This is a genomic window from Thermostichus sp. MS-CIW-41, assembly GCF_054058915.1.
This window is the reverse complement of record NZ_JBSSBO010000006.1, coordinates 79706-103253: the sequence shown is the minus strand read 5'-3', so window position 1 is coordinate 103253 and position 23548 is coordinate 79706. Positions and strand designations below refer to the sequence as shown.

Annotated in this window: 18 protein-coding genes; 8 read left to right on the top strand and 10 right to left on the bottom strand. The window is 58.9% G+C overall.

Going from position 1 to position 23548, the window contains the following annotated elements; genetic code table 11:
- Positions 1 to 179: 179 nt before the first annotated feature.
- The 3 genes from ACVWXE_RS03470 to rpoB all read right to left on the bottom strand — a co-directional run bounded on the left by ACVWXE_RS03470 (position 180) and on the right by rpoB (position 9569).
- The gene (locus ACVWXE_RS03470) at positions 180 to 4097 is read right to left on the bottom strand and encodes a DNA-directed RNA polymerase subunit beta' (protein ID WP_457489589.1); all 3918 of its coding nucleotides are present in this window, start codon (positions 4095 to 4097) and stop codon (positions 180 to 182) included.
- Between the two features lie 53 nt (positions 4098 to 4150).
- A complete protein-coding gene (locus ACVWXE_RS03465; protein WP_457489588.1) occupies positions 4151 to 6034 on the bottom strand; it encodes a DNA-directed RNA polymerase subunit gamma in 1884 nt (627 codons plus the stop codon).
- A gap of 115 nt (positions 6035 to 6149) precedes the next feature.
- Positions 6150 to 9569 carry a DNA-directed RNA polymerase subunit beta gene (rpoB, locus tag ACVWXE_RS03460; RefSeq protein WP_457489587.1) on the bottom strand — a complete coding sequence of 1140 codons (3420 nt, stop codon included), beginning with the start codon at positions 9567 to 9569 and terminating at the stop codon, positions 6150 to 6152.
- Between the two features lie 599 nt (positions 9570 to 10168).
- Here rpoB and ACVWXE_RS03455 point away from each other — a divergent pair.
- Entirely contained in the window at positions 10169 to 10882 is a 714-nt protein-coding gene (locus tag ACVWXE_RS03455) for a biliverdin-producing heme oxygenase (RefSeq protein ID WP_457489586.1), read from the top strand.
- Between the two features lie 84 nt (positions 10883 to 10966).
- Here the strand turns inward: ACVWXE_RS03455 and ACVWXE_RS03450 are convergent, their stop codons facing one another.
- The 3 genes from ACVWXE_RS03450 to ACVWXE_RS03440 form a co-directional block, all read right to left on the bottom strand.
- Entirely contained in the window at positions 10967 to 11497 is a 531-nt protein-coding gene (locus ACVWXE_RS03450; RefSeq protein ID WP_414351381.1) for a pentapeptide repeat-containing protein, read from the bottom strand.
- Between the two features lie 117 nt (positions 11498 to 11614).
- Positions 11615 to 11944 carry a zinc ribbon domain-containing protein gene (locus ACVWXE_RS03445; RefSeq protein WP_457489585.1) on the bottom strand — a complete coding sequence of 110 codons (330 nt, stop codon included), beginning with the start codon at positions 11942 to 11944 and terminating at the stop codon, positions 11615 to 11617.
- Complete coding sequence (locus ACVWXE_RS03440) at positions 11829 to 12965, bottom strand: RNA-guided endonuclease InsQ/TnpB family protein (RefSeq protein WP_457489584.1); 1137 nt, start codon at positions 12963 to 12965, stop codon at positions 11829 to 11831. Before ACVWXE_RS03440 ends, ACVWXE_RS03445 begins: the two co-directional genes overlap by 116 nt.
- 156 nt (positions 12966 to 13121) lie before the next feature.
- On the opposite strand from ACVWXE_RS03440, the gene pyrR reads away from it, so the two are divergent.
- From pyrR to ACVWXE_RS03425, 3 genes are all read left to right on the top strand, one after another.
- Positions 13122 to 13670: a bifunctional pyr operon transcriptional regulator/uracil phosphoribosyltransferase PyrR gene (pyrR, locus tag ACVWXE_RS03435; protein WP_414341613.1), complete on the top strand. Its 549-nt coding sequence runs from the start codon at positions 13122 to 13124 to the stop codon at positions 13668 to 13670.
- A 65-nt stretch (positions 13671 to 13735) separates the two neighbouring features.
- Positions 13736 to 14707, top strand: coding sequence for a putative 2-dehydropantoate 2-reductase (locus ACVWXE_RS03430; RefSeq protein ID WP_414341611.1), 972 nt, complete (start codon positions 13736 to 13738; stop codon positions 14705 to 14707).
- A 79-nt stretch (positions 14708 to 14786) separates the two neighbouring features.
- Positions 14787 to 15359, top strand: coding sequence for a metal-binding protein (locus ACVWXE_RS03425; RefSeq protein ID WP_414341609.1), 573 nt, complete (start codon positions 14787 to 14789; stop codon positions 15357 to 15359).
- A 1169-nt stretch (positions 15360 to 16528) separates the two neighbouring features.
- Here the strand turns inward: ACVWXE_RS03425 and ACVWXE_RS03420 are convergent.
- Entirely contained in the window at positions 16529 to 17284 is a 756-nt protein-coding gene (locus tag ACVWXE_RS03420; protein WP_457489583.1) for an ankyrin repeat domain-containing protein, read from the bottom strand.
- Between the two features lie 199 nt (positions 17285 to 17483).
- On the opposite strand from ACVWXE_RS03420, the gene ACVWXE_RS03415 reads away from it, so the two are divergent.
- Positions 17484 to 18134 (top strand): DnaJ domain-containing protein, encoded by a 651-nt coding sequence (locus ACVWXE_RS03415; RefSeq protein WP_457489582.1) that lies wholly within the window; start codon positions 17484 to 17486, stop codon positions 18132 to 18134.
- On the opposite strand, the gene ACVWXE_RS03410 is transcribed toward ACVWXE_RS03415, so the two are convergent.
- Positions 18131 to 19543, bottom strand: coding sequence for a 2-succinylbenzoate--CoA ligase (locus tag ACVWXE_RS03410; RefSeq protein WP_457489581.1), 1413 nt, complete (start codon positions 19541 to 19543; stop codon positions 18131 to 18133). The genes ACVWXE_RS03415 and ACVWXE_RS03410 overlap by 4 nt on opposite strands.
- 146 nt (positions 19544 to 19689) lie before the next feature.
- Here ACVWXE_RS03410 and petG point away from each other — a divergent pair, with 146 nt between their 5' ends.
- The 3 genes from petG to ACVWXE_RS03395 all read left to right on the top strand — a co-directional run bounded on the left by petG (position 19690) and on the right by ACVWXE_RS03395 (position 22648).
- Positions 19690 to 19803, top strand: coding sequence for a cytochrome b6-f complex subunit V (petG, locus tag ACVWXE_RS03405; RefSeq protein WP_011433989.1), 114 nt, complete (start codon positions 19690 to 19692; stop codon positions 19801 to 19803).
- A gap of 63 nt (positions 19804 to 19866) precedes the next feature.
- A complete protein-coding gene (locus ACVWXE_RS03400; protein WP_457489592.1) occupies positions 19867 to 21495 on the top strand; it encodes a bifunctional pantoate--beta-alanine ligase/(d)CMP kinase in 1629 nt (542 codons plus the stop codon).
- 115 nt (positions 21496 to 21610) lie between these two features.
- Positions 21611 to 22648 (top strand): hemolysin family protein, encoded by a 1038-nt coding sequence (locus ACVWXE_RS03395; protein ID WP_414424684.1) that lies wholly within the window; start codon positions 21611 to 21613, stop codon positions 22646 to 22648.
- Between the two features lie 35 nt (positions 22649 to 22683).
- Here ACVWXE_RS03395 and ACVWXE_RS03390 read toward each other — a convergent pair whose 3' ends face one another.
- Together ACVWXE_RS03390 and ACVWXE_RS03385 are read right to left on the bottom strand one after the other, a co-directional pair.
- Positions 22684 to 23007, bottom strand: coding sequence for a hypothetical protein (locus tag ACVWXE_RS03390; protein ID WP_414424685.1), 324 nt, complete (start codon positions 23005 to 23007; stop codon positions 22684 to 22686).
- 15 nt (positions 23008 to 23022) lie between these two features.
- Positions 23023 to 23382, bottom strand: coding sequence for a DUF4126 family protein (locus ACVWXE_RS03385; protein WP_457443076.1), 360 nt, complete (start codon positions 23380 to 23382; stop codon positions 23023 to 23025).
- Positions 23383 to 23548: the final 166 nt, after the last annotated feature.

The following is a 23548-nucleotide window of genomic DNA, read 5'->3' as shown; positions in this document are numbered from 1 at the left end:
TCAGGACTTGGGTCATGGTTCTATCATAACTTCCGCATTCCTCCCGACACTGACCCTACGGGTACAGTGCGGGGCTCCTGCGATTTCTAGCTGACTCTCGCCAGGCCACCAAGCGGGGGCAGCGGCAGCAACTGACGATTTCAGCTTGCAAAGTGGCCCAATCCTGGATCCCCAGCGCCCTACTCCTCCTCCTCGTCGTCATCCTCCTCTAGCTCGTCGAAGGCAGGGGTGGAATCGTCGATCAATTGATCATCTTCCAAGATCAAACGAGGCGGCAGCTCCGGCAACACCGCAGGCTCTTCCTCCTCTTCGTCAGGCTCCGGCTCGGCGGCAATCTCCTCGTAGGTGGTGAAGCCCGTGCCTGCCGGGATCAGGCGCCCGATGATCACGTTTTCTTTCAACCCGCGCAGCCAGTCGGATTTGCCCTCGATGGCCGCCTCTGTAAGCACGCGGGTGGTTTCCTGGAAGCTGGCCGCTGAGATGAAGCTGTCGGTATTCAAGCTGGCCTTGGTGATCCCCAGCAGGACGGGCGTGTATTTGGCCGGCGCTCCTCCAGTAATGGCCATGGTGGCGTTGGTCTGCTGGATTTCCCGCAACTCCACCAGCTCGCCCGGCAGCAGGATGGTGTCGCCGCCATCATCCACCCGCACCTTGGAGGTCATCTGGCGCACCACGATCTCGATGTGTTTGTCGGAGATCTCCACCCCCTGGGAGCGGTAGACGTTCTGCACTTCGTTGACAAAGAAGCGCTGCACCTCCCGCAGAGCCAACCGTGCGGCTTGGTCATCTCCCAAGGTTTGGCGATGGTACTCGTAGTAGATCTCCAAGAGGTCGTGGGGGTTGGCAGGGCCATCGGTAAGGGGATCCCCCACCCCCACCGGCTGTCCATCTACCACGATTAAGCTCTGCCCCGGCAGCCCAGGATAGTCTCTAACGGTGCCATCGGCTTCGATGACCTTGAGATCTGGCTCTTCTCCCCGCCAGCTCAGTTGAACGGTGCCGGGCCGCTTGGCCAGCACACACATTTCCTTGGGCTTGCGGGCCTCCAGCAGCTCCTCAATCCGCGGCAGACCCTGGATGATGTCCCCCGTCTTGGCCCGCTCAAACACCAGGAGGGCCAGGGAATCCCCCCGCTGCACCAGATCGCCATCTCGTACCTGCAGGATGGCACCCGCAGAAACCAAGTAGGGCCGCGCCATCCGCAACAGGACTTGGCCGTCCGTTATCTGCATCACCTGTCCCGACTGTGGAGAAGGGATCCCGGGAGCAAGCTCGTCCCCAGCCCGCACCAGCGCCCCTACCGCCACGCTGGCTGAACCTGTCAGGGGCACCTGCACCAGATCGTCGTCGGTAATCACCAGCACCCGCCGCACCACTTCCGCTCCCTGGCGGATCCCTTGGACGATCCCGGCCTTTTTGGCTTGGATTTCGGTGCGGGCGATAACATCTCCGCTGGCGATGGAGTCTCCTTCCTTCACCAACAGCCGCGTGTGGGTACTCCCCTGCGTCAGATCCGCTTCCACATCGCGGCGCAGCAACAGGGTTTCCAGAATCACCAGTTGCAGGCGGCGAATATCTGGATCCTTCTCATCTTGGATCAGCTCGATATCGGCCTTCAGTTGTGGGGCGTCGGTATCGATTTCCAGCACCAGTTGGGTGCGCAGGAGCTCTACAGGGCCTACCGACTTCACCCGCTCCCCATCTTTGAAGGGAACCCGCTGCACCGCCCGCAGACGAATGGAGCGACCGGACTCGCTGGTGGACTCTTGAGTGGGCACCAAGGGCCGGTCGGGGATCTCGTACTCCTGCACCGGACGCAGCAGCAAGCCTGGGCCTTCGGGAGTTTCCACGTGTTCCAGGTAGACCAGTCGGTCGGGAACGATGCTGCTGAGCACCGGTTGCCCTGGCTGGATTAGGGTGCCACTTTTCACTTCCAAGTCGGCGGGGTTGTCCACCAGATGCAGGGATCCCGGCTTGATGACAATCTCCCGCAGAATGTCGTTCTTCTGGATGACTTCGACAACACCGGCATTCTGGCAAAAGATGTCTTTCACTACCTCGGTGCCCGCTTCCACATACTGGCCGTCGTCCACGTTCAGCAGGGAGATGTCCTTGTTCACCTCGTGGGTCTCTTCCGGGATCCACAGCAGGGTGCCGCCCTGGATGACTTCGTAACCTTGCTTGGCCTTGCCGCGCCGTGCCACCTCAATGCCGGCGAACTTCACCAAGCCTCCCGTCTGACTGCGGAAGTGGTTGTCGATCAGCTCCGCCACCACCTCATCGTTGCCCACTTTGGTGCCCGGAGTAGCCTTGAGAACAAAGGTCTGCCCACTGGAAGTGTCCAGCAAAAATTGTTCCCGCCCCTGGTGGGATTCCACCCGTACCCGTGCTTCCCGCAACACCACCGAAGCGTTGATGATCTCCACCTCGCGCCCACTTCTGGTGTCGCTGCGCTCCGGTAGCCGCACAATGCCGCCATGCTCCGTCACCAGCGAGGTTTCGGCGATCACATCCCCCGCCTGCACCCGATCCCCGTTTTTCACCACCGGCTCGGCCCCCGGAGGCAGGTTGTACACCTGTCCAGACATCACCCAGATCAATCCCTGCCGCTGGGCAGTGTAGGTGGTGTTACCCTGGCGGTCAGTCTTCTCCTCGATGGGCAGATCGGCAAAGCGAATTTCTCCAGCCAGGTCGGCCACCACCTCTTTCTGGGCTTTCTCGGTGCTCTTACGGCTGGCCTTGGCCAGGGACACCTCTGCAATCAACTGATCCCGCTGCACCTGGGCTCCGTCCCGCACCAGCAGGGTGGATCCCTGAGTCATGTCGAAGGACTCCCGTTGACCGTCTGGGCCTTCCAAGATGATTTGGTTGTTTACCTCCACTTGTAGAGCATCGTCGCCGTGGCGGGTACGGAAGGGGCGGGTGCGCAGATTTTTCGGGAACCGCACCACACCCGCAAAGGGGGCGCGAATTTGGCGGGCCACCTCCCCTGTAAACACGCCTCCCGTGTGGAAGGTGCGCATGGTCAACTGGGTGCCCGGCTCCCCAATCGATTGGGCGGCGATGATCCCGACCGCTTCCCCCAGATCCACCAGGCGGGAATGGGCCAAGCTCCAGCCATAACACATCCGGCACACGGAGCGGTTGGCTTCACAGGTGAGGGGAGAACGCACCATCACCTGGCGGATGCCAGCCTCTGCAATGGTTCTAGCCAAGTCGTGATCCACTTCTTGGTTGCGGCGGGCGAGGATCTCCTGGGTTTGTGGATGCACCACGTCGCGCGCCAACACTCGGCCCACCAAGCGCTCCTCCAGAGACACCACCACCTTGTCCCCGTCCATCAGGTATTCCAGAAGGATGCCCTGCTCAGTGCCGCAGTCGGATTCCCGCACGATCACATCCTGAGACACGTCCACCAAGCGGCGGGTGAGGTAGCCGGAGTCGGCGGTGCGCAGGGCCGTATCCACTAAACCCTTGCGGGCCCCATAGGAAGAGATGATGTATTCGGTAACGGTCAGGCCCTCGCGGAAATTGGTTTTGATGGGCAAATCGATGATCTCCCCCTGGGGGTTGGCCATCAGGCCGCGCATGCCCACCAACTGCCGTACCTGGGAGACATTCCCCCTCGCCCCCGAGTTGGCCATCATGTAGACGGAGTTAAGGGGATCGTTCTGCCGGAAGTTGTTGAGCATCTCCTCTTTGATCTGGTCGTTGATCTGGTTCCAGGTGTCGATCACCTTTTGGTAGCGCTCCACCTCTGTGATTTCCCCGCGGGTGTAGCGCTCGGTGGCCGCCTCGATCTCGGCTTCCGCTTGTGCCAACAACTGCCGCTTGCTGGGGGGAACGCGCAGGTCTTCAACGCTGATGGAGACGGCTGCCTGGGTGGCGTATTTGAAGCCCAGGGTCTTCAGAGCATCCGCCATCTGAGCGGTGCGGGCTGTGCCGTAGCGGGCAAAAGACCAAGCAATTAGGTTGCGCAGCTCTTTTTTGCCAATTTGATAGTTGCGAAAGGGCACAGGGGGCAAAGGGGCGTCGGCTTTGTTGCCGTCGGCAGCCTGCCGCGCCAGGCCAGCGGAAAATCGTCCTTTTTCGCTCATGATGCCTCGCTAGAGAGAAGGGGAGAGAAGAGCCGTCCTACGGCAGAGGGTAACTACGCAGACAAAATATCCTGCACGGTCTTGTTAAAAATGATCCGGCCCGGCGTGGTGCGAATGTACTGGCTGATCACGTTGCCGTTTTGATCTTCGCGGATACGGCGGTAGTTGGTGATCTTGAGGCGAATGCCGCCCGGTTCTTCGATGATTTGCGGCTCGGACTCTTTTTCGCCCTTGCCCAACTCCATCGGGCCGTGGTAGCGCACCCAGACCTTGCTGTGCAGGCCGATGGCGCCGCGGTCGTAGGCGATGAGAGCATCTTCCAAGCTGGCGAAGAAGCGATCGCCAATATCTGGCGCGTGGGGGTTGTCCGCCGTCAGGTAGTAGCACCCCAACACCATATCTTGGCTGGGGGTGATGATGGGAGCGCCGGTGGCCGGGGAGAGGATGTTGTTGGTGGCCAGCATCAGCAGGCGCGCTTCCGCCTGGGCTTCCAACGACAGGGGCACATGCACCGCCATCTGGTCGCCGTCGAAGTCGGCGTTGAAAGCGGGGCAAACCAGAGGGTGAAGTTGAATCGCCCTTCCCTCCACCAGGATCGGTTCAAAGGCTTGGATCCCCAGGCGGTGCAGGGTGGGGGCACGGTTGAGCAAGACGGGGTGGCCGTCGATCACCTCTTCCAGCACATCCCAAATCTGTGGGTCATTGCTCTGGATCAGCTTTTTGGCAGCCTTGATGTTGTTGACAATGCCCCGCTTGATCAATTTGTGGATGACAAAGGGCTGGAACAGCTCGATGGCCATCTCTTTGGGCAGGCCACACTGGTGCATGCGCAGGTTGGGCCCCACCACGATCACCGAACGCCCGGAGTAGTCCACCCGTTTGCCCAACAGGTTTTGCCGGAAGCGCCCCTGTTTGCCCTCGATGATGTCGGAGAGGGACTTGAGGGGACGGTTGTTGGCCCCCGCCACCACGCGCCCCCGCCGACCGTTGTCGATCAGCGCGTCCACCGCCTCCTGGAGCATGCGCTTTTCGTTGCGCACAATGATCTCCGGCGCCATGATCTCCTGCAGCCGGGCCAGGCGGTTGTTGCGGTTGATCACACGACGGTAGAGATCGTTGAGGTCGCTGGTGGCAAAGCGGCCCCCATCCAACTGCACCATGGGACGCAAATCCGGCGGGATCACCGGCAGCACCCGCAACACCATCCACTCCGGACGGGATCCGGTGGCGATGAAGTTGTCGATCACCCGCAGCCGCTTGATCAGGCGTGCCCGCTTTTGGCCGCGAGCAGTGGTGATCTCCTCCCGCAGTTGCTCCGCCTCTTTTTCCAGGTCGATATCCTTGAGCAGGCGCTCGATGGCCTCCGCCCCGATCATCGCCCAGTTCTCCGGCAGTTGCAGTTCGGATCCCTCCTCGTACATCTGATCTTCGATCTCGAGGAATTGATCCTCCGTCAGCAGTTGTTTGTAGGAGAGATTCTGGGCATTGCCCGGATCCACCACTACGTAGGCGTTGAAGTATACCACCTGCTCCACATCCCGCAGCGGCATATCCAACAGGGTGGCGATGTGGCTGGGGATCCCTTTCAAATACCAAACGTGGGTGACGGGGGCAGCCAACTTGATGTAGCCCATGCGGTGGCGGCGCACCCGCGACTCGGTCACCTCCACCCCACAGCGCTCGCAGACGATCCCCCGATGCCGTACCCGCTTGTACTTGCCGCAGTGGCATTCCCAGTCTTTGGCCGGCCCAAAGATGCGCTCACAGAAAAGACCATCCATCTCCGGCTTGAGGGTGCGGTAATTGATGGTCTCGGGCTTGGTGACTTCCCCCACCACTTGACCATTCGGCAGGGTGCGCTGGCCCCACTCCATGATCCGTTCTGGAGAAGCCAAGCCGATTTTGACATAGTCAAAGCGTTGCTCTGTTTTGGCCATCGCCGTTTTCCTCCTGGCTTGCTGAACCCAAAGGAGAGGGAAGCCCCACCCTCCTTCGTGGGTTGAAGGGGATCCCCGTCACGTTCGCGTCAGGGGTGGGGAGCGCTCTCAACCCTCAAAAGTCCTCTTCCTCCTCCTCGTCCTCATCTTCCTCAAGGCTGCGGCTGGCATTCGCGTCAGCGGTGCGGAGCACTCTGGTAAAGGCGGGTGATGGCGAGAGATCCTCAGACGTAACCGATTCATAAGTGGGTCGAGAGGGAGTATGACGGTTGGAGGTATCGGCCATCAGATCCACTTCCACATCGTGGGTTTGCCCTTCGCTGTCCACCTCCACCTTGTGTACCGACACATCCAGGCAGAGGGACTGCAGCTCCCGCACCAGCACCTTGAAGGACTCCGGCGTGCCGGGTCGAGGGATGGGCTTGCCCTTGACGATGGCGTTGAGAGCCTCGTTGCGCCCCACCATGTCGTCGGACTTGACGGTGAGCAACTCCTGCAGGATGTAGGCTGCCCCAAACGCCTCCAAAGCCCACACCTCCATCTCCCCAAAGCGCTGGCCGCCCTGCTGCGCCTTGCCCCCCAGCGGTTGCTGGGTCACCAAAGAATAGGGGCCGGTGGAGCGGGCATGGATCTTGTCATCCACCAAGTGCACCAGCTTCAGCATGTAGGCGCGGCCCACCGTAACGGGCTGGTCGAAGGGCTCCCCGGTGCGACCATCAAACACCTGGATTTTGCCGCAGTACCTGCCTTCCGGGTTGAAGATCCAGTCCTTGCCGGTCTTCTCTCGGGCTTCCCTCAGCTTGGCCTCCACCGTCAGACGGGAGGCTTCTAAACCGTGCATCTCATCAAAGGGCATCAGCTTGAAGCGCACTCCCAGATGTTCTGCTGCCCAGCCCAGCAGGCACTCGTACACTTGGCCCACGTTCATCCGGGAAGGCACTCCCAAGGGGTTGAGCACCACATCCACCGGTGTGCCGTCCGCTAGGTAGGGCATGTCCTCAATCGGCAAGATGCGGGAGATGATGCCTTTGTTGCCGTGACGGCCCGCGATCTTGTCCCCCACCTGGATTTTGCGCTTGAGGGCAATGTAGACCCGCACCACCATGTTGGCGCCGGGAGGCAGCTCATCCCCCTGTTCGCGGGTAAAGATGCGTACATCCACCACCCGACCGCGCTCGCCGTTGGGCACCCGCAGCGAGTTGTCCCGCACATCCCGAGCTTTTTCCCCGAAAATGGCCCGCAACAGCCGCTCCTCTGGCGGTTGATCAGACTCCCCTTTGGGAGTGACCTTGCCCACCAAAATGTCGCCGGCCTCCACCCAAGCCCCAATGCGCACAATGCCGTTCTCATCCAGGTCCCGCAGGGCATCTTCCCCCACGTTGGGGATTTCGCGGGTGATCTCTTCCGGGCCTAGCTTGGTTTGCCGGGCCTCGATCTCGTGCTTCTCGATGTGTACCGAGGTAAAGACATCGTCGTAGACCAGCCGCTCGCTGATCAAGATGGCATCTTCGTAGTTGTAGCCCTCCCAGGGCATGTAGGCCACCAACACGTTTTGGCCCAAAGCCAGCTCGCCCCCTTCGGTCGCCGGGCCATCCGCCAGCACCTGGCCAGCCACCACCCGATCCCCCGTATAGACAAGGGGACGCTGGTTGAGGCAGGTGTCTTGGTTGGAGCGCTGGTATTTCTGCAGGCGATAGACAATTGGATCCCCGCCGTCGTCTGGCCGCACCACGATTTCGTCGGCAGAGACATAGGTCACCACGCCATTGGTGCGCGACACCACCACCATGCCGGAGTCGCGTGCCGCCTGGGCTTCCAGGCCAGTGCCCACATAGGGCCGATCCGGCTTGAGCAGGGGCACCGCCTGCCGCTGCATGTTTGCTCCCATCAAGGCACGGTTGGCGTCATCGTGCTCCAGGAAGGGGATCAAGGAGGTGGCCACCGAGATGACCTGCACCGGCGCCACTTGGACGTAGTGCACTTCTGTGGGGTGGGCGGTGGTGAACTCCTGGCGGTAGCGCACCGGCACCAAGTCGGCAGTGATGCGGCCTTCGGCATCCACCGGCACATCCCCAGGGGCTACGCGGTACTCGTCCTCTTCGTCAGCGGTGAGGTAGACCATGCCCAGATCTTTGCGCACCACGCCGTTCTCGACCCGGTAATAGGGGCTTTCGATAAAGCCGTACTGGTTGACGCGGGCGTGGGTGGCCAGGGATCCAATCAACCCGGCGTTGGGGCCTTCTGGAGTTTCGATGGGGCAGATGCGGCCGTAGTGGCTGGGGTGGATATCCCGCACCGCAAAGCCGGCCCGTTCCCGACTTAGGCCGCCGGGGCCCAGGGCAGATAGCCGCCGCTTGTGGGTCAGCTCCGCCAGGGGATTGGTCTGATCCATGAACTGGGAGAGCTGGCTGGAGCCGAAGAACTCCTTAATGGCCGCCACCAAGGGTTTGGGGTTGACCAAAGAGGCCGGGGTGAGGTTTTCCGACTCGGAGACTGTCATCCGTTCTCGGATGATCCGCTCCAGGCGATTCAGGCCCACCCGCACCTGGTTTTGCAGCAGCTCGCCCACGGAGCGCACGCGGCGGTTGCCCAGGTGGTCGATGTCGTCCACATGGCCGATGTCGTACTCCAAATTGATCAGGTAGTCGATGACGGCCAAAATGTCGGTGACGGTAAGCACCCGCACACTTTCGGCTACGTTCAAATTTAACTTTTTGTTCAGCTTGTAGCGCCCTACTCGGCCCAAATCGTAGCGTTTGGGGTCGAAGAAGCGGGATTCCAGCAACTGCTGGCCACCCGATACGGTGGGGGGTTCCCCGGGCCGCAACTTGCGGTACAGCTCCATTAGGGCTTCTTCTTCGGTGTAGGGCCCCTCTTTCTCCATGGTTTTCTGGAAGAATTCGGGGTGGCGCAGGTTGTCGTAAATCTCGGAGTCGCTCAGGCCCAAGGCTTTCAGCAGAACTGCCGCCGAGAGCTTGCGGGTTTTGTCGATGCGCACCCACACCAGGCCGTTTTTGTCGGTCTCGAACTTCAGCCAGGCACCGCGGTTGGGGATGAGGCTGGCGCTGTAGGTGCGACGCCCGTTTTTGTCCAGCTCCGATTTGTAATAGACGCCGGGGCTGCGCACAATTTGGTTGACGATCACCCGCTCGGCGCCGTTGATGATGAAGGTGCCCCGATCCGTCATCAAGGGCAGTTCGCCGATGAAGACGTCCATGTCTTTGATCTCGCCGGTCTCTTTGTTGATCAGGCGAGTGGGCACCCGGATCTGCGCTTGATAGGTGGCATCCCGCCGCTTGGCCTCCTCGGGGTCGTAGCGGGGGCGGTTGATCTTGTACCCTTTGGAGGGATCCCCAGGGCGATATTCAGGCAGGAAATGCAGTTCCAGCTTGCCGGTGTAATCGATGATGGGGGAAAAGCTGAGAAGCTCCTCTTCAAACCCTTCTCGCAAAAACCACAAGAAACTCTCCCGCTGAATCTCCACCAGGTCAGGAAAGGTAGGAGCGACAGGGGATGGCACTGCTAATTGTGTCATGCGTTGCTCGGGAGGGGTCGCGCTGCAGTCAGGCCTTCCATTATAGAAACCCCGCCAACGATCGTCAACGAACGTTACAAAGGTCGAGGGGCTGTCCGGATCCCTTGAGGGCTCACTTGGAAAATCTCGGCAAAACCGCTGGGGATCCCCTTTTGGCTGCCGGGGCAGGGGCGGTTTCCGCCATGCCTTAAGGATTGTTCACATCCATTCACACTCAAGCAGATTATTCTAATCTTTAACCGTTTTTGCGGATCATCCGCTGCTCCAGCTCGGATTTCCATTTCCGGTCAACCTTGGGGATCGGAGGGGTGGTTCTGACAGGCTCAGCCGGTCGCCAGGGTGGACGCGGCGCCGGTCTTTGTCGCTTTTGAGATGCACGCTGTTGATGCAGGCTAGGGGGCAAGACGCGGAGCCATCAATCATGAGAAAGGATCGGGAATGGGTTTACAAAGCTTCTCAGGCTGGGGGAACCTCGGGATGGCTTGCGGGTGATCTGCGGGTGATCTAATGAAGCACAGTTTGTTGGCGAGGAGGGTTTTGTGAGTCAAAGTCAGAACAATCAGAATAAAAAAAGTGATCTGTATAACCGGGACCACAGCTTGTCGGCCCAGTTGCGAGAGGGCACCAAGCAGTCCCACACCATGGCCGAGAACATGGTGTTTATCAAGTGTTTCCTGAAGGGAGTGGTGGATAAGCGGGCCTACAGCCGCTACGTGGGCAATTTCTACTTTGTCTACAGTGCTCTGGAAGAGGGCTTTGCCCAACTGCGAGAGCACCCGCTGGTGGGCCGGTTCTACTACCCGGAGCTGTGGCGCAAGACCAGCCTGGAGAAGGATTTAAATTATTTTGTTGGCCCCAACTGGCGCTCTTTGGTCAAGCCCTCCCCTGCCTGCCAGGTCTATGTCAACCGCATTCGGGAAGTGGTGGAAAAAGATCCGCTTCTGCTGATCGCTCACGCCTACACCCGCTACATCGGTGACTTGTCGGGTGGCCAAATCCTCAAAAACATCGCCCGCCGGGCCATGGGCTTGCCGCCAGGGGAAGGAACAGCTTTTTACGATTTCGAGCAGATCCCCCACGAGGGCAAGTTCAAGCAGCGCTACCGTGCCCAGATGGATGCATTGGGGCTGGATCAAGCCACCATCGACCGCATTGTGGCAGAGGCCAATTATGCCTTCAAGCTGAACATGGACTTGTTTAGGGAGTTGGAGGGGAATTGGCTGTTGTCGATGGCCCGCTTGGCCTGGAATTCGCTGCTCAGCCAGTTTCAACGCAAGCCCACCCGTTCTGAGGCAGCCGCTCCCAGCTCCTAAAATCCGGATTCCAGAGGGCAGTGAGGCGATGGGTTCTGCTGCCTATCTCCCCTCTCCCTCTGGGAGAAGAGCCGGGGGTGAGGATCAGTCACATTCAAGAGTGTCGCGGGTGGCCCGACCAGTTACAGGGTTGACGCCGGTGGCCCGTTCACAGAGGATGGAGAGGGCGTCTTGGCGTATTAAGGCATTGGTGAAATCGGCCCCATCAATTTGGATCCCTTCGACTCGGGCCAGCCACATCATGCTGTCCTGCAGTTGCGCTTCTCGCAGATCCGCACCCTGTAAGTTGGCCATGTCCAAAGTGGCCCCCCGCAGGTCGGCCCCGCGCAAGTTGGCTTTGCTGAGATTGGCCCCGAATAGGTTCGCCCCTGCCGCCTTCACGTGGCTGAGATCGCTTTGGCGCAGGTTGGCCTTGAGAAACTTCCAGCCGCTCAGGTCTTGCCCTGCAAAGCTCACTCCCTGCAGATCTCGTTTGGTGTAGTCCTCTGCCTGGGCCGGGGATCCCAGCAGGGTAACCCCCAGGCAGAGTATCAGCCCGCAAAGCACCATCCCCCGCAGGAAACGGCTCAGCCGAGACAGCCTCGCCAGAACCGAAGCCAGCCAAGCAACAGACATCGTGGATCCCTCCCTCAAGGAAACCTCCATGGCTTGGGAATTGCTTCTGGTTTTAGAATTGCTTCTGGTTTTATCTTACCGGATAGGGATCCCGCCGGCAGGTTGGGCTATCATGAACTACCCCACCGCATAGGCGGATGGGGTTTCTGATGCCCCATCCCCTTGACGGCAGGATTTTAGTCTCTTCCTCTGCCCCAGGTGCTTCATAGCCCCGCAGGACTTTGAAGTAGAGCTGAAGCATCCAAGACTCACGAGGCCGGTTCCCAACCCCGGTTGCCGATTAGTGGCAACGTTGTACATCACCATCACCGAGCCCCGATCCCTCGGGATTTCAAACCCACAAGCCGAGCAGACATGATAGCGGTTGCTCAAGTCCGCCCACTCCTTGTGGACTGCCCCACATTGGGGACAGCGCTGCGAGGGCTTGATGGCTTGCGTAGGAAGCACGAGAACTAAACCACCTTTCTGCTCGATTTTGTAGGTAATCATCTGGTTCAATGTACCGAACCCCACCGACAGAATAGACTTGTTTAGCCCTGCCTTGCGCTTCCCACCCTTGCGGGTCATCCCTTTGACATGCAGCTTCTCCGTTACGCCGTTCGCCTACGGCGGCGCGGAGCGCTTCGCCATAACGACAAGCTATCTCTGACGTAACTTTGTGTTGCCAGTCTTTGCGCTGACGGGCAACTTTGGCTTTGAGTTGCGCTTCCCGCCGGTGGATTTTCTTCCACCTTCTGGAAGCCTTGACACCCTTCTTCGGAGCGCGCTTTCTCCGCTTCAACTTGGCAAGCTCGCGTATCTTCGCCTCACTCCGCTGGGTAAAGCGGGGATTGGCAATCTCCTGAAACTCCGCCCCGTCAAACAGGGTCAGGGCGGTCTCTGTACCCAAGTCATAGGCAACGATGGACTCATATCGCAAATCCGACTGCGACCCAAACTTAGGCTCTGGTATGGCAACCTCAACCGTAAACGAAGCGAACCACTGCCGCCGGGACGGCTTGTAGACAAGGGTCAGCGTTGTTGGCACGCCCCAATGCTTGGCTTGACCGCGCATTTTCAGCGTAATGCCCAAGTCATTGAGTGTGACCGTGCCATGCTTCCCCGTGCTGTTGACCTTCCACCCCGACCGAGCAGGATACGTCCAGCCCGAATACCGGCGAATGGACTTGAACCTCGGCTTCCTACTCAGTCCTCGAAAGAACCGTTGGTAAGCATAATCCACCCGCTTGACGGTAGCTTGCAGGGCTTGGGAGTTCAGTTGGGCAAACTCCACCCACACCTGCTTGAATTCGGGGAGTAGGTTCTGCTGTTCCAGGTAGGTCACCGTTCGGCGGTGGAGCTTGTACTCGGTTTCCCGGTGGCTGACACAGGCGTTGTAGAGGTAGCAGTGCAGACGACGAGCCTCGAGCAAAGCCTTTTCCTGAGCTTTGCTGGGATACAGTCGAAAGGTCTGCCTTCTGGTTGCCATATGCGTTATCCTACCCCCACCTGCCCTAGTTCTGAGTGCTCCACAAATCCAGTGGCGCTATCCATCCCCACCCTACAGAGGGTGGGGAATTCCGCGCGTTTTGTTAAAGTCTTCTACAGACCAGATCCGCGATTGGCGAGGGGGCGACAGGGATCCATGTCCGAGATCGAGGTCTTCGATGCGGAGCAGTTGGCCGGGCTGATCGAGGGTCTGGCAGAGGCGATCGGCAGGGATCATCCCCACCTCCAAAAGTTGACGTTGATCGGCATTCGCACCCGGGGAGTTCCCCTGGCCTACCGCCTGCGGGATCGGATTGCCACTCTGCTGGGGATCCCGCCCCAAGTGGGGGAGCTGGACATCACTTTTTTCCGCGACGATTTGAGCGCTGGCGGGTTGCGCACCCCCGATCGCAGCGAAATGCCGCGTGACCTAACCGGCCAAGAGGTGGTGCTGGTAGATGATGTGATCTTTCGCGGTCGCACCGTCCGGGCGGCTTTGGAGGCTCTAAACCACTTTGGGCGACCGGAACGGGTGCGATTGGCGGTGTTGATCGACCGGGGTCACCGGCAGTTCCCCATCCAGCCCGATTACTGCGGTTGTCAGCTTTCCACAGAACCGGAGCAAATGGTGAGAGTCCATCTGCGGGAAACCGATGCAGAAGAGCGGGTGCTGTTGATAGACAAAACAGCAAAGATTAAACCCTGAGCCAGCGCTGGGGTGCGGTATTTGGGGTGCGGTATTTTAGGGATGACCTGCCGAAACTCACTGCCATGTCTTGGTTGCCGGAAACCCGCCGCTACGCTGTTTTGGGCACGGGCGCTTTGGGAGGATTTTATGGGGCGAAATTGCAACAGGCGGGCTTTTCGGTGCATTTTCTGCTGCACAGCGACTATGACCATGTTCGCCAAAGCGGCCTCTGGGTGCAGTCCTGCTGGGGGGATTTTCATTTGCCCCAGGTGAATGCCTACGCAGCCGTGGAGGACATGCCCGCTTGCGAAGGGGTGATCGTGGCTTTGAAAGCCACCCAAAATGCGCTTCTGCCGCACTTGATCCCGCCTGTGTTGGCCGAGAATGGCGTGGTGATCTTGTTGCAAAATGGGCTGGGGGTGGAGCCCGAGATTGCCGATTGCGTTGGCCCAGAGCGGGTCATGGGGGGCCTCTGCTTCATCAGCTCCAATAAGGTTGGCCCCGGCCACATTCACCATCTGGATTACGGTTCGGTGCTGCTGGCAGAGTACGGCCCTGGCTATGCCCCCCAAGGGATCACGCCCCGCCTTCAACAAGTTCAAGCCGATTTTCAACGGGCAGGGATCCCGACTTCGCTCTCACCAGATTTGATGTTGGCCCGCTGGCAGAAGTTGGTCTGGAATATTCCCTTCAACGGCCTCTCGGTGGTGTTCAATGCCGATACTCAGCAAATGATTCGAGACCCTGAGGCCCGTGCTTTGGCGGAAACGCTGATGCAGGAGGTGATACAGGGAGCTGCAGCTTGTGATCGCCTGCTTCCCGACTCCCTGATCCAAGAAATGCTCACCAATACCGAGAAAATGGCCCCCTACCGCACCAGCATGAAAATCGACTATGAGCGCAAACGTCCTCTGGAACTGCAGGTGATCTTCGGCAACCCCCTGCAGTACGCTCGACAAGCTGGGATCCATCTGCCACGGGTTGAAATGCTCTACCGACAGTTGCAGGTGTTGGATCGCCTGAATCGAGGGATCCCTGGGGAGCAGCAGGCTTAAGTTTTTCAAGATCCGGCGGAGCGATCCCAGGGCTGGAGCAGGCTTTCTCCTTTGCTTGCGGGTAGACTGAGCCGCAGTCGTGTACTGTTGCTCTGGCTTTATGCCGCTGGGATCCACCCACGATCGCATTACCCTCTGGACGGCCCCCGGCATCACCCTAGCCGCCGGTGTGTTGGGGAACAGCACCACAGTTGCCCTGGCTGTGGGATCCGCCTATCTGTTCAGCGGCCTGATGTTTTCTGGAGATCTGGACACCTGTTCCCGACAGTATCAACGCTGGCTGTTCTTGCGCTGGATTTGGCTGCCCTACCGCAAGTGGATGCGGCATCGCTCCTTTTGGTCTCATGGGCCCATCGTGGGCACCGCCGTGCGGGTACTGTACTTGAGCCTATGGGCAGGAGGAGCTGGCCTGCTGGGGGCTTGGCTGGGATCCCGGTTGGGCTGGTGGATGTGGCAACCCTGGGTGTGGGGCAGCGATCTCTGGCAATTGCTGCAAGTTCACGCCGAGATGCTCTTTTGGATTGGGATGGGGTTGGAACTGGGATCGGTGAACCACAGCCTAAGCGACTGGATGGTCTCCCGCTGGAAACGCTGGCGCAGAAAACGCCGTCAGGTTCGATCTCCTGCCAGGCGACTCAGCTATCGTGGCTAGGGATCCATTGGGCCAAGGTTTGATTTTTCGCCCGCCACGGCATTTGAATGGCAGTGAGGTTACCTACTGTTCCGCAACGCGTAGTCATTTATCTCACCGTCAAGGTGAAACAAACGACCGGTTGCTTCCTGCTAAGGCCTCCGGCCCGCTACGCGAGCAGTTGAAATAGAGGGTAATAAGAACCACGACTGCTATCAGCCCCTCACCCCCCCTTGAACCTGTGCTGTGCCCACAACTCCGCGACCTATCCTCTCAAGAGGGCTGAAACTGCAAATCTTGGCCAATTACCCTTTAGCCCAGGTACTCTGCTTGTGGCCATTTCGATTCAAACTGGGACACTGCACCCATACCTAAAGCCTTGAATACAGGGAATCAGAAGGCTCTCCTCAGTAGCCCAAGCGTCTCACCCTAACTTGAAACGACTACTTGAAGCAGTTTTGTCAAGAACATTTCCTCTTACGTTGGCTAGGTATTGCAATTTAATCTCAATAAAGCTATGCTGTTACTCAGTTGAGTGGTGGAGTCATATCCATCAGTCTTCCTCTCTTGTCTTGGATGCGGCAGGGATCCTGTGCTGGCAGAGCTGGCCATCTGCGTCAGCAGGGATCCCTTTTTCTCCTCTCCAAGGCTAAGCAAGGTTCTGTGCTAATGAGAGTCAGAATCAGTTGATAGAGAGATTTTTTGCTTGCTCATGTCAATCTGTGGAGGTGGCAGTGTAAAGGAGCAACAGCGGCTGAGGGTTATGGCTTTGGAAGGGGGCAATCTGGCTTCGGGAACCGGAAGACAAGACCGAATACAAAGATTGCTGCTCTAGTTTCCTTTGCAAACTTGTCAGAAGCTAAGGAAAAAGACCAACCTTTTGGGACAAACTGTCTGTCCTATGTCTTGTTTTGTCGTTCAAAAATTTATGTTGGGCTCAAGAGAAACTCTAGAAAAAAGTTGAATCAGGTGGAAGAATCAGTTAGAATCTAGCTGGCGTTAACGCTAACCGCGACGAAGAGACTGGAGGGAGGAAAGCCTAACAGCCTCTCTCCTTTTTTCTGTAGGGGTTACCCTCACTCTCAAACCCCATCTCATGAGAAGGGAGGAAGACCAAATACCCTATGACTTGAAATAGCAGCATTTTCATTAACTTTTGTTTTACTCTCTATGCCAAACTTGATACTAAGCTAAAGAGTTGCTCCTCGATCTTGTAACCATTGAGCAGCCAGCCTGTGTTGGCGTTTTTGTGCATAGGCTAAGGGGGTATGCCCATCTTCATTGCGAGGGTTTAGTTCGGCTCCATTTTCCAGCAAAAGCTCCAGGATTTCGATGTGTCCTTCCCAAGCAGCCCAGTGCATCGGTGTCGCCCCGAATCGGTTGCGCGCATTGGCATTGGCCCCGTACAAGAGCAGAAAGCGAGCGATGCCCAAATCCCCTCGGGTGGCGGCTTCATGCAGAGGGGTTCGGCCTGTTTCGTCAGTGGCATCCACCGGCGCTCCCTTGGATAGTAGGCGGGCCAGAATGCTTTTTCGACCGGTGGCTGTGGCCCAGTGGAGAACACGACCAGTGTTGGCTCCCTTCTGGATGAGCAGACCGATTACCTCCGCCTGATCGGTTAAAGCAGCCCGCTGGAGAGGGGTATAGCCACGGTTATCTGGGAGATCGATATCGCTGCCTGCCCTCAAAAGACGCTCCACCAGCTTGACCTGGCCGACGTCAGCAGCCAAATGGAGAGGGGTAGCACCTGTGGGATCTAAGGCATTGGGGGAGGCGCCATATACTAAGAGCAAGTCCAGCAGTCCCAGATGGCCAAGGAGTGTCGCTTTATGAAGCAAGGTCATTCCCTGAGCATCGACAGCATTTACATCTTCCCCCCGCTGCAAATGGGCCAATAATTGTTTTAGATCTCGATTGGCAAGAGCTTGATGAAGTGCTTCACTCATAACAGATAGAAATAGAAAAGCCAAGTTGCAATGAAGTTGGGCAACAGGAAGGGATCCTCGATAGGCCGGAATGGAGGCTCCAAACAACTTGGGCAAAGTCTAACACTGGATCCCTGCTGCTGAGGGAAGCGGGAGAACCAAGCGCTTGGTGGGATCCCTTGGTCAAGCCGGGGCCGCAGCGATAGACTAGAGCTGGTTTTTGGCCAGGTCTTTTCCCGATCCCTTGACTTCGCCACTGTTTATGGATTACTACGCGATCCTGAACCTATCTCCTGCAGCGGACATTGAAGAGATTAAACAGGCGTTTCGACGGTTGGCGCGGCAGTTTCACCCTGATGTGGCAGGGGAGGGATCCCGAGAGCGTTTCCAACAAATCCACCAAGCCTACCAAGTGCTGAGCGACCCTGAGCAGCGGCGGCGCTACGATGCACAACGTCAATCTGCACAACGTCAATCTGCACAACGTCAATCTCCACCCAGCTCTCCTGCTGCCGGCGAAAGGCGGGTGGTCATTCGCAGCATAGGCCCCTCATCGGCAGAGCAGCCCAATCCGGAAGGGCTCAAGGAGGGGATTGCCCGCGTCAAGGCAGCCTGGCGGGAGCGGAAGTTGCCCACGGCGGTGGCCCAGGCAGAGGCGCTGCTGAAACGGTTTCCCAACTCCAGCGAGGCCATCCACATCTTGGCGTTGGCCTACCAGCGCTTCGGCAACCATTTGATCTACGAGGGGCGCTATCAGCAGGCGGAAGCCTACTTGAGAAAAGCTTTGGCCACGGAGCCGCACAACCGAGAATTGGCCTTTGAAATCAAGCGAGATTTAGCCCGTCTGGGCATTCGGGAGGGATCCCGCTAACTTGCCTGCGTTGGGATCCCCAACGTCTGAGCTGCCCACTGCCGGAGTTGTTGGCGGTTGACTTTGCCCTGAGGGTTGCGCGGGATCCCCGTACACCACAGCCAGTGCTTGGGGTGCTTGAAGGGACTCAGTTGGCGGCTTAGGTGTTGCTTCAGGTGCATTTCCAGCTCTTTGGGGATTGCCGGGATCCCTGTTTTGGGGACGACCACCGCCACCACCTGCTGCCCCCATTCGGCATCCGGTAGGCCCAACACGCACACATCTTCCACCCAGCCGCTGGCTCGGATCTCCCCTTCCACTTCTGCAGCCATCACCTTTTCCCCGCCGGTTAGGATTAGGTCATCGGCTCGACCTAACCAATAGAGGGATCCCTGTCGGTCTAGATAGCCCAAATCGCCGGGGGTAAAGCCTTGCTGTTGCCCTTCGCGTAAGCGGTGCGTAGCACTTAGGTGCGGGTAGTAGCCCAGTGCCAGCGACTCTGCCTGAATGTGAATGTAGCCCACAGCATGGCTGGGCAGGGGATCCCCTTTTTCGCTGCGGATCTGGAGCGTGGCGTGGGGCAGAGGCCGACCCAGACTGTCGCTCCCTTGCCAAAAGGCTTCTGGCAGTAACGTACACACCTGGGAGGCGGTCTCGGTCATACCGTAGGTGAGGGCAAGGGGAAGGTGAAGTTGCCGGGCCTGTTGCCGCAAGCTGGGCCAGGTGGGGCCACCGCCGACCAAAATGGCCCGAAATTGGCGCAGGCTCTCCAAAACTCCCGGATGGGCGCTGAGCAACAGCCGTTGCAACTGAGTGGGCACCAGCGATAGAAAGCTCCCCGGCAAAGGGGGATCCCAAGACTCGGCCTGCTGTTGCCGTTTCCAATCCCAGACAACCCACTGCCCACCGCTCAGCCAGGAGCGGACTGCCTGCATCAAGCCGCTGACGTGGTACAAGGGCAGAAGGCAATAGCTGTGTACAGGCCCAACGGCAAAGTGCTGTTGGTGGGCTTTGGCCGAGGCACTGAGGGTCAGCCAAGAGTGCAGGGCCCATTTCACTTGGCCGCCAGAGCCACCCGTGGGGATGCCGATCAGCGGCCAATGGGAGCTGGGCACAGCTTCCCGCAAATCCCGCAGGCGCGGATTCAAGGGGGCGGGATCCCCTTCCAGTCGGCCCTGGCGCCAGCACCAGCCGGATCCCATATCCGCCAAAGCCTGTCCCCATTCCCGTTCTCCCCAGTGGGGATTACCCAGGAACAGCGGGATCCCCAAGCGTTGGCAGGTCAAAACTGCCGCCCACACCTGCACCGGATCGGAGTCTGCCACCAGCAGGGGAACGGCCTTGTCTGCCAAAGGGCGCAGTTGCTCTTCCAGTTTGGACAGGCACTCCTTCAAGTCTCCGCCATCCCCGGACAAGACAATTGACTTCATGGGCTATGGGTATGCCATCTCAACGGCTTCGCGGATCCCCTGCATTTTATTAGGGGATCCCCCCTCGATTTCCTTGGCAAGGAACGGTGAGGATAGGTTTGGGCTTGGCTTATCATGATCTAGGTTTGAACTGGGAGGTCTGTGTTGTGATCGAGCCGATTTTGTTGGGGATCGTCTTGGGCATGGTGGTGGTCACCTTGGCGGGCTTATTCGTGGCAGCCTACAGGCAGTATCAACGCAGCAACAAGATCGGCCTGTAGGAGCAGCCTTTGGGGGGGTTGGAGAAAACCCATAGGGGAGAGAGAGATTGAGGTGGCATGGCAATGCACTGGCTGCGCACAGTCGCTGCTTTGCGGGAGCAGATAGCCAATTGGCGGGGATCCACAGTTGGCTTGGTGCCCACGATGGGATCCCTGCATGAGGGCCATCTCAGCCTAATCCGCCGCTGCCGGCAAGAGTGTGACCACACGGTGGTCAGCATTTTCGTCAATCCGCTGCAATTTGGCCCCAACGAAGACTGGGATCGCTATCCCCGCGACGAGGAGGGGGATCGGGCCTTGTGCGAGGCAGCAGGTGTGGATGTGGTCTTTGCCCCTGACCCGCAAGAGATGGGAGCTGACCCCGCAACCGGAAGCGACCGCACCTGGGTCATGCCCCCCGAATCCCTTCTGCAGACCCTCTGCGCCCCCCACCGACCTGGCCACTTTCGCGGTGTAGCCACCATTGTGCTGCAACTGCTGAACCTGGTGCAGCCGCAGCGGGCCTACTTCGGCCAAAAAGACGCCCAGCAACTGGCGATCATTCAGCGTTTGGTTCGGGATCTGCAAATACCCACCACGATTGTTCCCTGCCCCACGGTGCGAGAAGCCGATGGCCTCGCCTGTAGCTCCCGCAACCGCTACCTTTCTGCTGCTGAACGACAGGTGGCCGCCGGGCTATACCGGGCCTTGCGTCGAGGATATGACCATTGGCGGGCCGGGGATCCCTCAGCAGAAGGGATCCTTGCCGCCGCCCGTGCTGAGCTGGAGCATACCCCAGAGCTGCAACTGCAGTACCTGGAATTGGTGGATCCCCAAACGCTACAGCCGCTGCCGCGGGTGGAAGACAAGGGCCTGCTGGCCATTGCTGCCTATGTGGGGCAGACTCGCCTGATCGACAACCTGCTCCTTTCCCCGGAGCAAGGGGATCCCTCGCCGGAGAGAGCCCAGCATGCGGCACCGCCCTCTTCCGGCACGACCTCTCCCCCACGTCGCCCGCTGATTGCCATCGACGGCCCGGCTGGAGCCGGAAAATCCACCGTGGCGCGGGCAGTAGCCGCCCAGCTGCAGCTTTTGTACTTGGACACGGGGGCCATGTATCGAGCCATCACCTGGCTGGCACTGCAACGGGGGATCCCTTTGGACGATGCCGAGCAACTCACCCAACTGGCCGCCCAAACCCAGCTCACCCTGCAAAGTGGCACCTCTTCGACAGAGCCGACCCGCATCTGGGCCGATGGCGAAGAAATTACCCAGGCCATTCGCTCTCCGGAAGTGACCCGCTGGGTCTCTCACGTGGCGGCAGTGCCGGGAGTACGCCAGGAGCTGGTGAAGCGGCAACGCAGCATTGGCCGGGATGGCGGTGCTGTCTTGGAGGGGCGGGATATCGGCACCCACGTCTTTCCTGATGCAGAGTTGAAGGTCTTTTTGACTGCTTCTGTCGGGGAGCGGGCGCAGCGTCGGCAACACCAACTCCAAGCCCAAGGGCAAATGGTGCCTCTCGAAGAATTGAAAGCGCAAATCGAGCAGCGGGATCGCCGCGACAGCGAACGGCTGATTTCTCCTTTGCGGCCTGCCCCCGATGCCATCTTGATCGACACAGATCACCTGAGCCAATCCGAGGTGCAAGACAAGATTGTCATGTTGTACCGGCAACTTTTGGAGCGATCCGGCTCCGCCCATTTCGATCAGTAGCCTTAACTCAATCAAGAACAAATCAACGGGATGAATAAGATCTTCGAGGAGCTGACTGGCTTGAGCAGCTTGGGTTTAGTCCTTCGACGCCACCCATATCCCGTAACGGAGCGCTATGGTTAATGTCTTCCTCTTGGCCTTTTTGCTGCTCCTCTCAGGAGCTTGCTCTGGGGCCGAAACCGCCATCACGGCCATGGACAACCTGCGCCTGGAATCTCTGATCGAAGAACAAGGGGATCCACAGGGCTTGTATCGACTGGCCCAACAACAGCGCTCGCGGCTGATCACCACCCTGTTGCTGGTGAACAACTTTGTCAACATCGGCATTGCTGCTCTGGCCACAACCCTCTCTATTGAACTGTTGGGAACCCAGATTGGAGCTTTGGCCGCCACCGTGCCCACCACAATTGTGGTGCTCCTCTTTGGAGAAGTAGCCCCAAAGTCCTTGGCGGTGAGCCATCCGCTAGGGGTGTTCCGCTGGGTGGTGCGGCCTGTTCATGTCCTATCGGTGCTGCTGCGCCCTTTTAGCGACGCTTTTGAGTGGGTTGTCAGCAGGCTCTTCAATCTATTGGAATTCTCCCCCCTGACGGCCACCGCTTCTCTCAAGGATTTGGAGCTGCTGATCGATGTGTTGGGGCAGCGGGGGCTGCTGGATTGGCAAAAACGGCGGCTGTTCCGTGGGGCCTTGGCTTTGGACTTGCTGCAGGCGCGGGACGTGGCCAAGCCCAGAGTTAAAATGGAGACCATCTCCCACGACAAAACACTGCAGGATGTGGTGAAGCTCTGTTTGGAAACGGGCTACTCGCGCATCCCCGTGCAGGGAGAATCCAAGGACGAGATCGTCGGCATTATCCACCTCAAGCAAGCCTTGCGCTATCTCGATCAAAAAGGCAATGCCGAAGTGACCCAGGCGATGGCACCGCCTTTTTTTGTGCCGGACACCAAGCGGGTCAGCTTGTTGCTCAAGGAAATGCTGCGCTCTCGCCAACACCTGGGGATTGTGGTGGATGAGTTTGGCGGCACCACCGGCCTCATCACGCTGGAGGACATTTTGGAGGAGCTGGTGGGCGATATTTACGACGAGAGCGACCTCTCCCCCCTGCTGCTGCAGCGGCAGCGGCGACCAGGTGGAGCTTCTACCTCCCCTGGCTGAGAACAGGAGCAAGGGGATCATCCCCTCTCTAAGTCCTAGCTGGCTCTGGAGGGATCCGTCTCGGCGGCTGTTGGATTCTCGTGCGCATCGCCGTTGGGAGTGAACTCTATCAAGCCAGCATCGACAGGGTAGCGGGCCACAAAAAAGATCCAGAAGCTGTGGATCCCTAGCCCCAAAGCCCACCAGCCCAACAGGGGCACCAGCCACGGCCAATCCGCGCGGTACAGTTGCTGAAAAAACACCAGCCCAGACCCGCTACAGAGGAAAACAGACAGGTGGGCGGCATAGGTATAGCGATCATCCAGCTTGCGAAATTCGGGATCCCGACGGGAGGGCTTCCGGGGCCAGCGAGGCGGCATGGCAAAACCATCCAGTTAAAACCTTCTCCAGTGTAGAACAGCCGTCGGCGGGGATCCCTGAGACTTGGGAGCGGCATTTCTGCTGCGGAACCCCAGTTTCAACGCCCGTTTGCCCAGCCAGTACACCAGCAAACCCATCAGCAGCACTGCCAGCCAAGGGGCCAGCACCGCCACCACCGCCAGCAGCAGAGAAGTGACGTTTTCGCCGGTGGCCAACAGCGGGTTGCCCAGCCCCCCTGTGTGGTGGTAGAGGTCACCAGTGTGGCACAAAAATGCGAAACTGAGGCCCAACCCCCAAAAAATGGCCGGTATGCCCTTCATATCCTCAGCGTTGATGGGAGTGCTGATACATTCACGCTGAACTCTCCTGAACATGGTTCAGGAAAGAAGCGATCGCATCCTGCCTATCTCTGTTCGCGTCAGCGGGACGGAGTCCAAACAGGAAGGCGGTATCCCGCAAAGCCCTGAGGAATACCCCCCGAGCGCTTTCCCCCTTCACTTCCCGGCAACCGTTGCGGTGGACTCAAGGATCAGGGGGAAA

Coding starts and splice junctions, on each gene's coding strand:
- ACVWXE_RS03465 (WP_457489588.1), bottom strand. CDS start 6,034: ATGGCCAAAACAGAGCAACGCTTTGACTATGTCAAAATCGGCTTGGCT.
- ACVWXE_RS03440 (WP_457489584.1), bottom strand. CDS start 12,965: ATGGCAACCAGAAGGCAGACCTTTCGACTGTATCCCAGCAAAGCTCAG.
- ACVWXE_RS03400 (WP_457489592.1), top strand. CDS start 19,867: ATGCACTGGCTGCGCACAGTCGCTGCTTTGCGGGAGCAGATAGCCAAT.
- ACVWXE_RS03450 (WP_414351381.1), bottom strand. CDS start 11,497: ATGTCTGTTGCTTGGCTGGCTTCGGTTCTGGCGAGGCTGTCTCGGCTG.
- ACVWXE_RS03385 (WP_457443076.1), bottom strand. CDS start 23,382: ATGTTCAGGAGAGTTCAGCGTGAATGTATCAGCACTCCCATCAACGCT.
- rpoB (WP_457489587.1), bottom strand. CDS start 9,569: ATGACACAATTAGCAGTGCCATCCCCTGTCGCTCCTACCTTTCCTGAC.
- ACVWXE_RS03410 (WP_457489581.1), bottom strand. CDS start 19,543: ATGAAGTCAATTGTCTTGTCCGGGGATGGCGGAGACTTGAAGGAGTGC.
- ACVWXE_RS03395 (WP_414424684.1), top strand. CDS start 21,611: ATGGTTAATGTCTTCCTCTTGGCCTTTTTGCTGCTCCTCTCAGGAGCT.
- ACVWXE_RS03390 (WP_414424685.1), bottom strand. CDS start 23,007: ATGCCGCCTCGCTGGCCCCGGAAGCCCTCCCGTCGGGATCCCGAATTT.
- ACVWXE_RS03430 (WP_414341611.1), top strand. CDS start 13,736: ATGTCTTGGTTGCCGGAAACCCGCCGCTACGCTGTTTTGGGCACGGGC.
- ACVWXE_RS03420 (WP_457489583.1), bottom strand. CDS start 17,284: ATGAGTGAAGCACTTCATCAAGCTCTTGCCAATCGAGATCTAAAACAA.
- ACVWXE_RS03470 (WP_457489589.1), bottom strand. CDS start 4,097: ATGAGCGAAAAAGGACGATTTTCCGCTGGCCTGGCGCGGCAGGCTGCC.
- pyrR (WP_414341613.1), top strand. CDS start 13,122: ATGTCCGAGATCGAGGTCTTCGATGCGGAGCAGTTGGCCGGGCTGATC.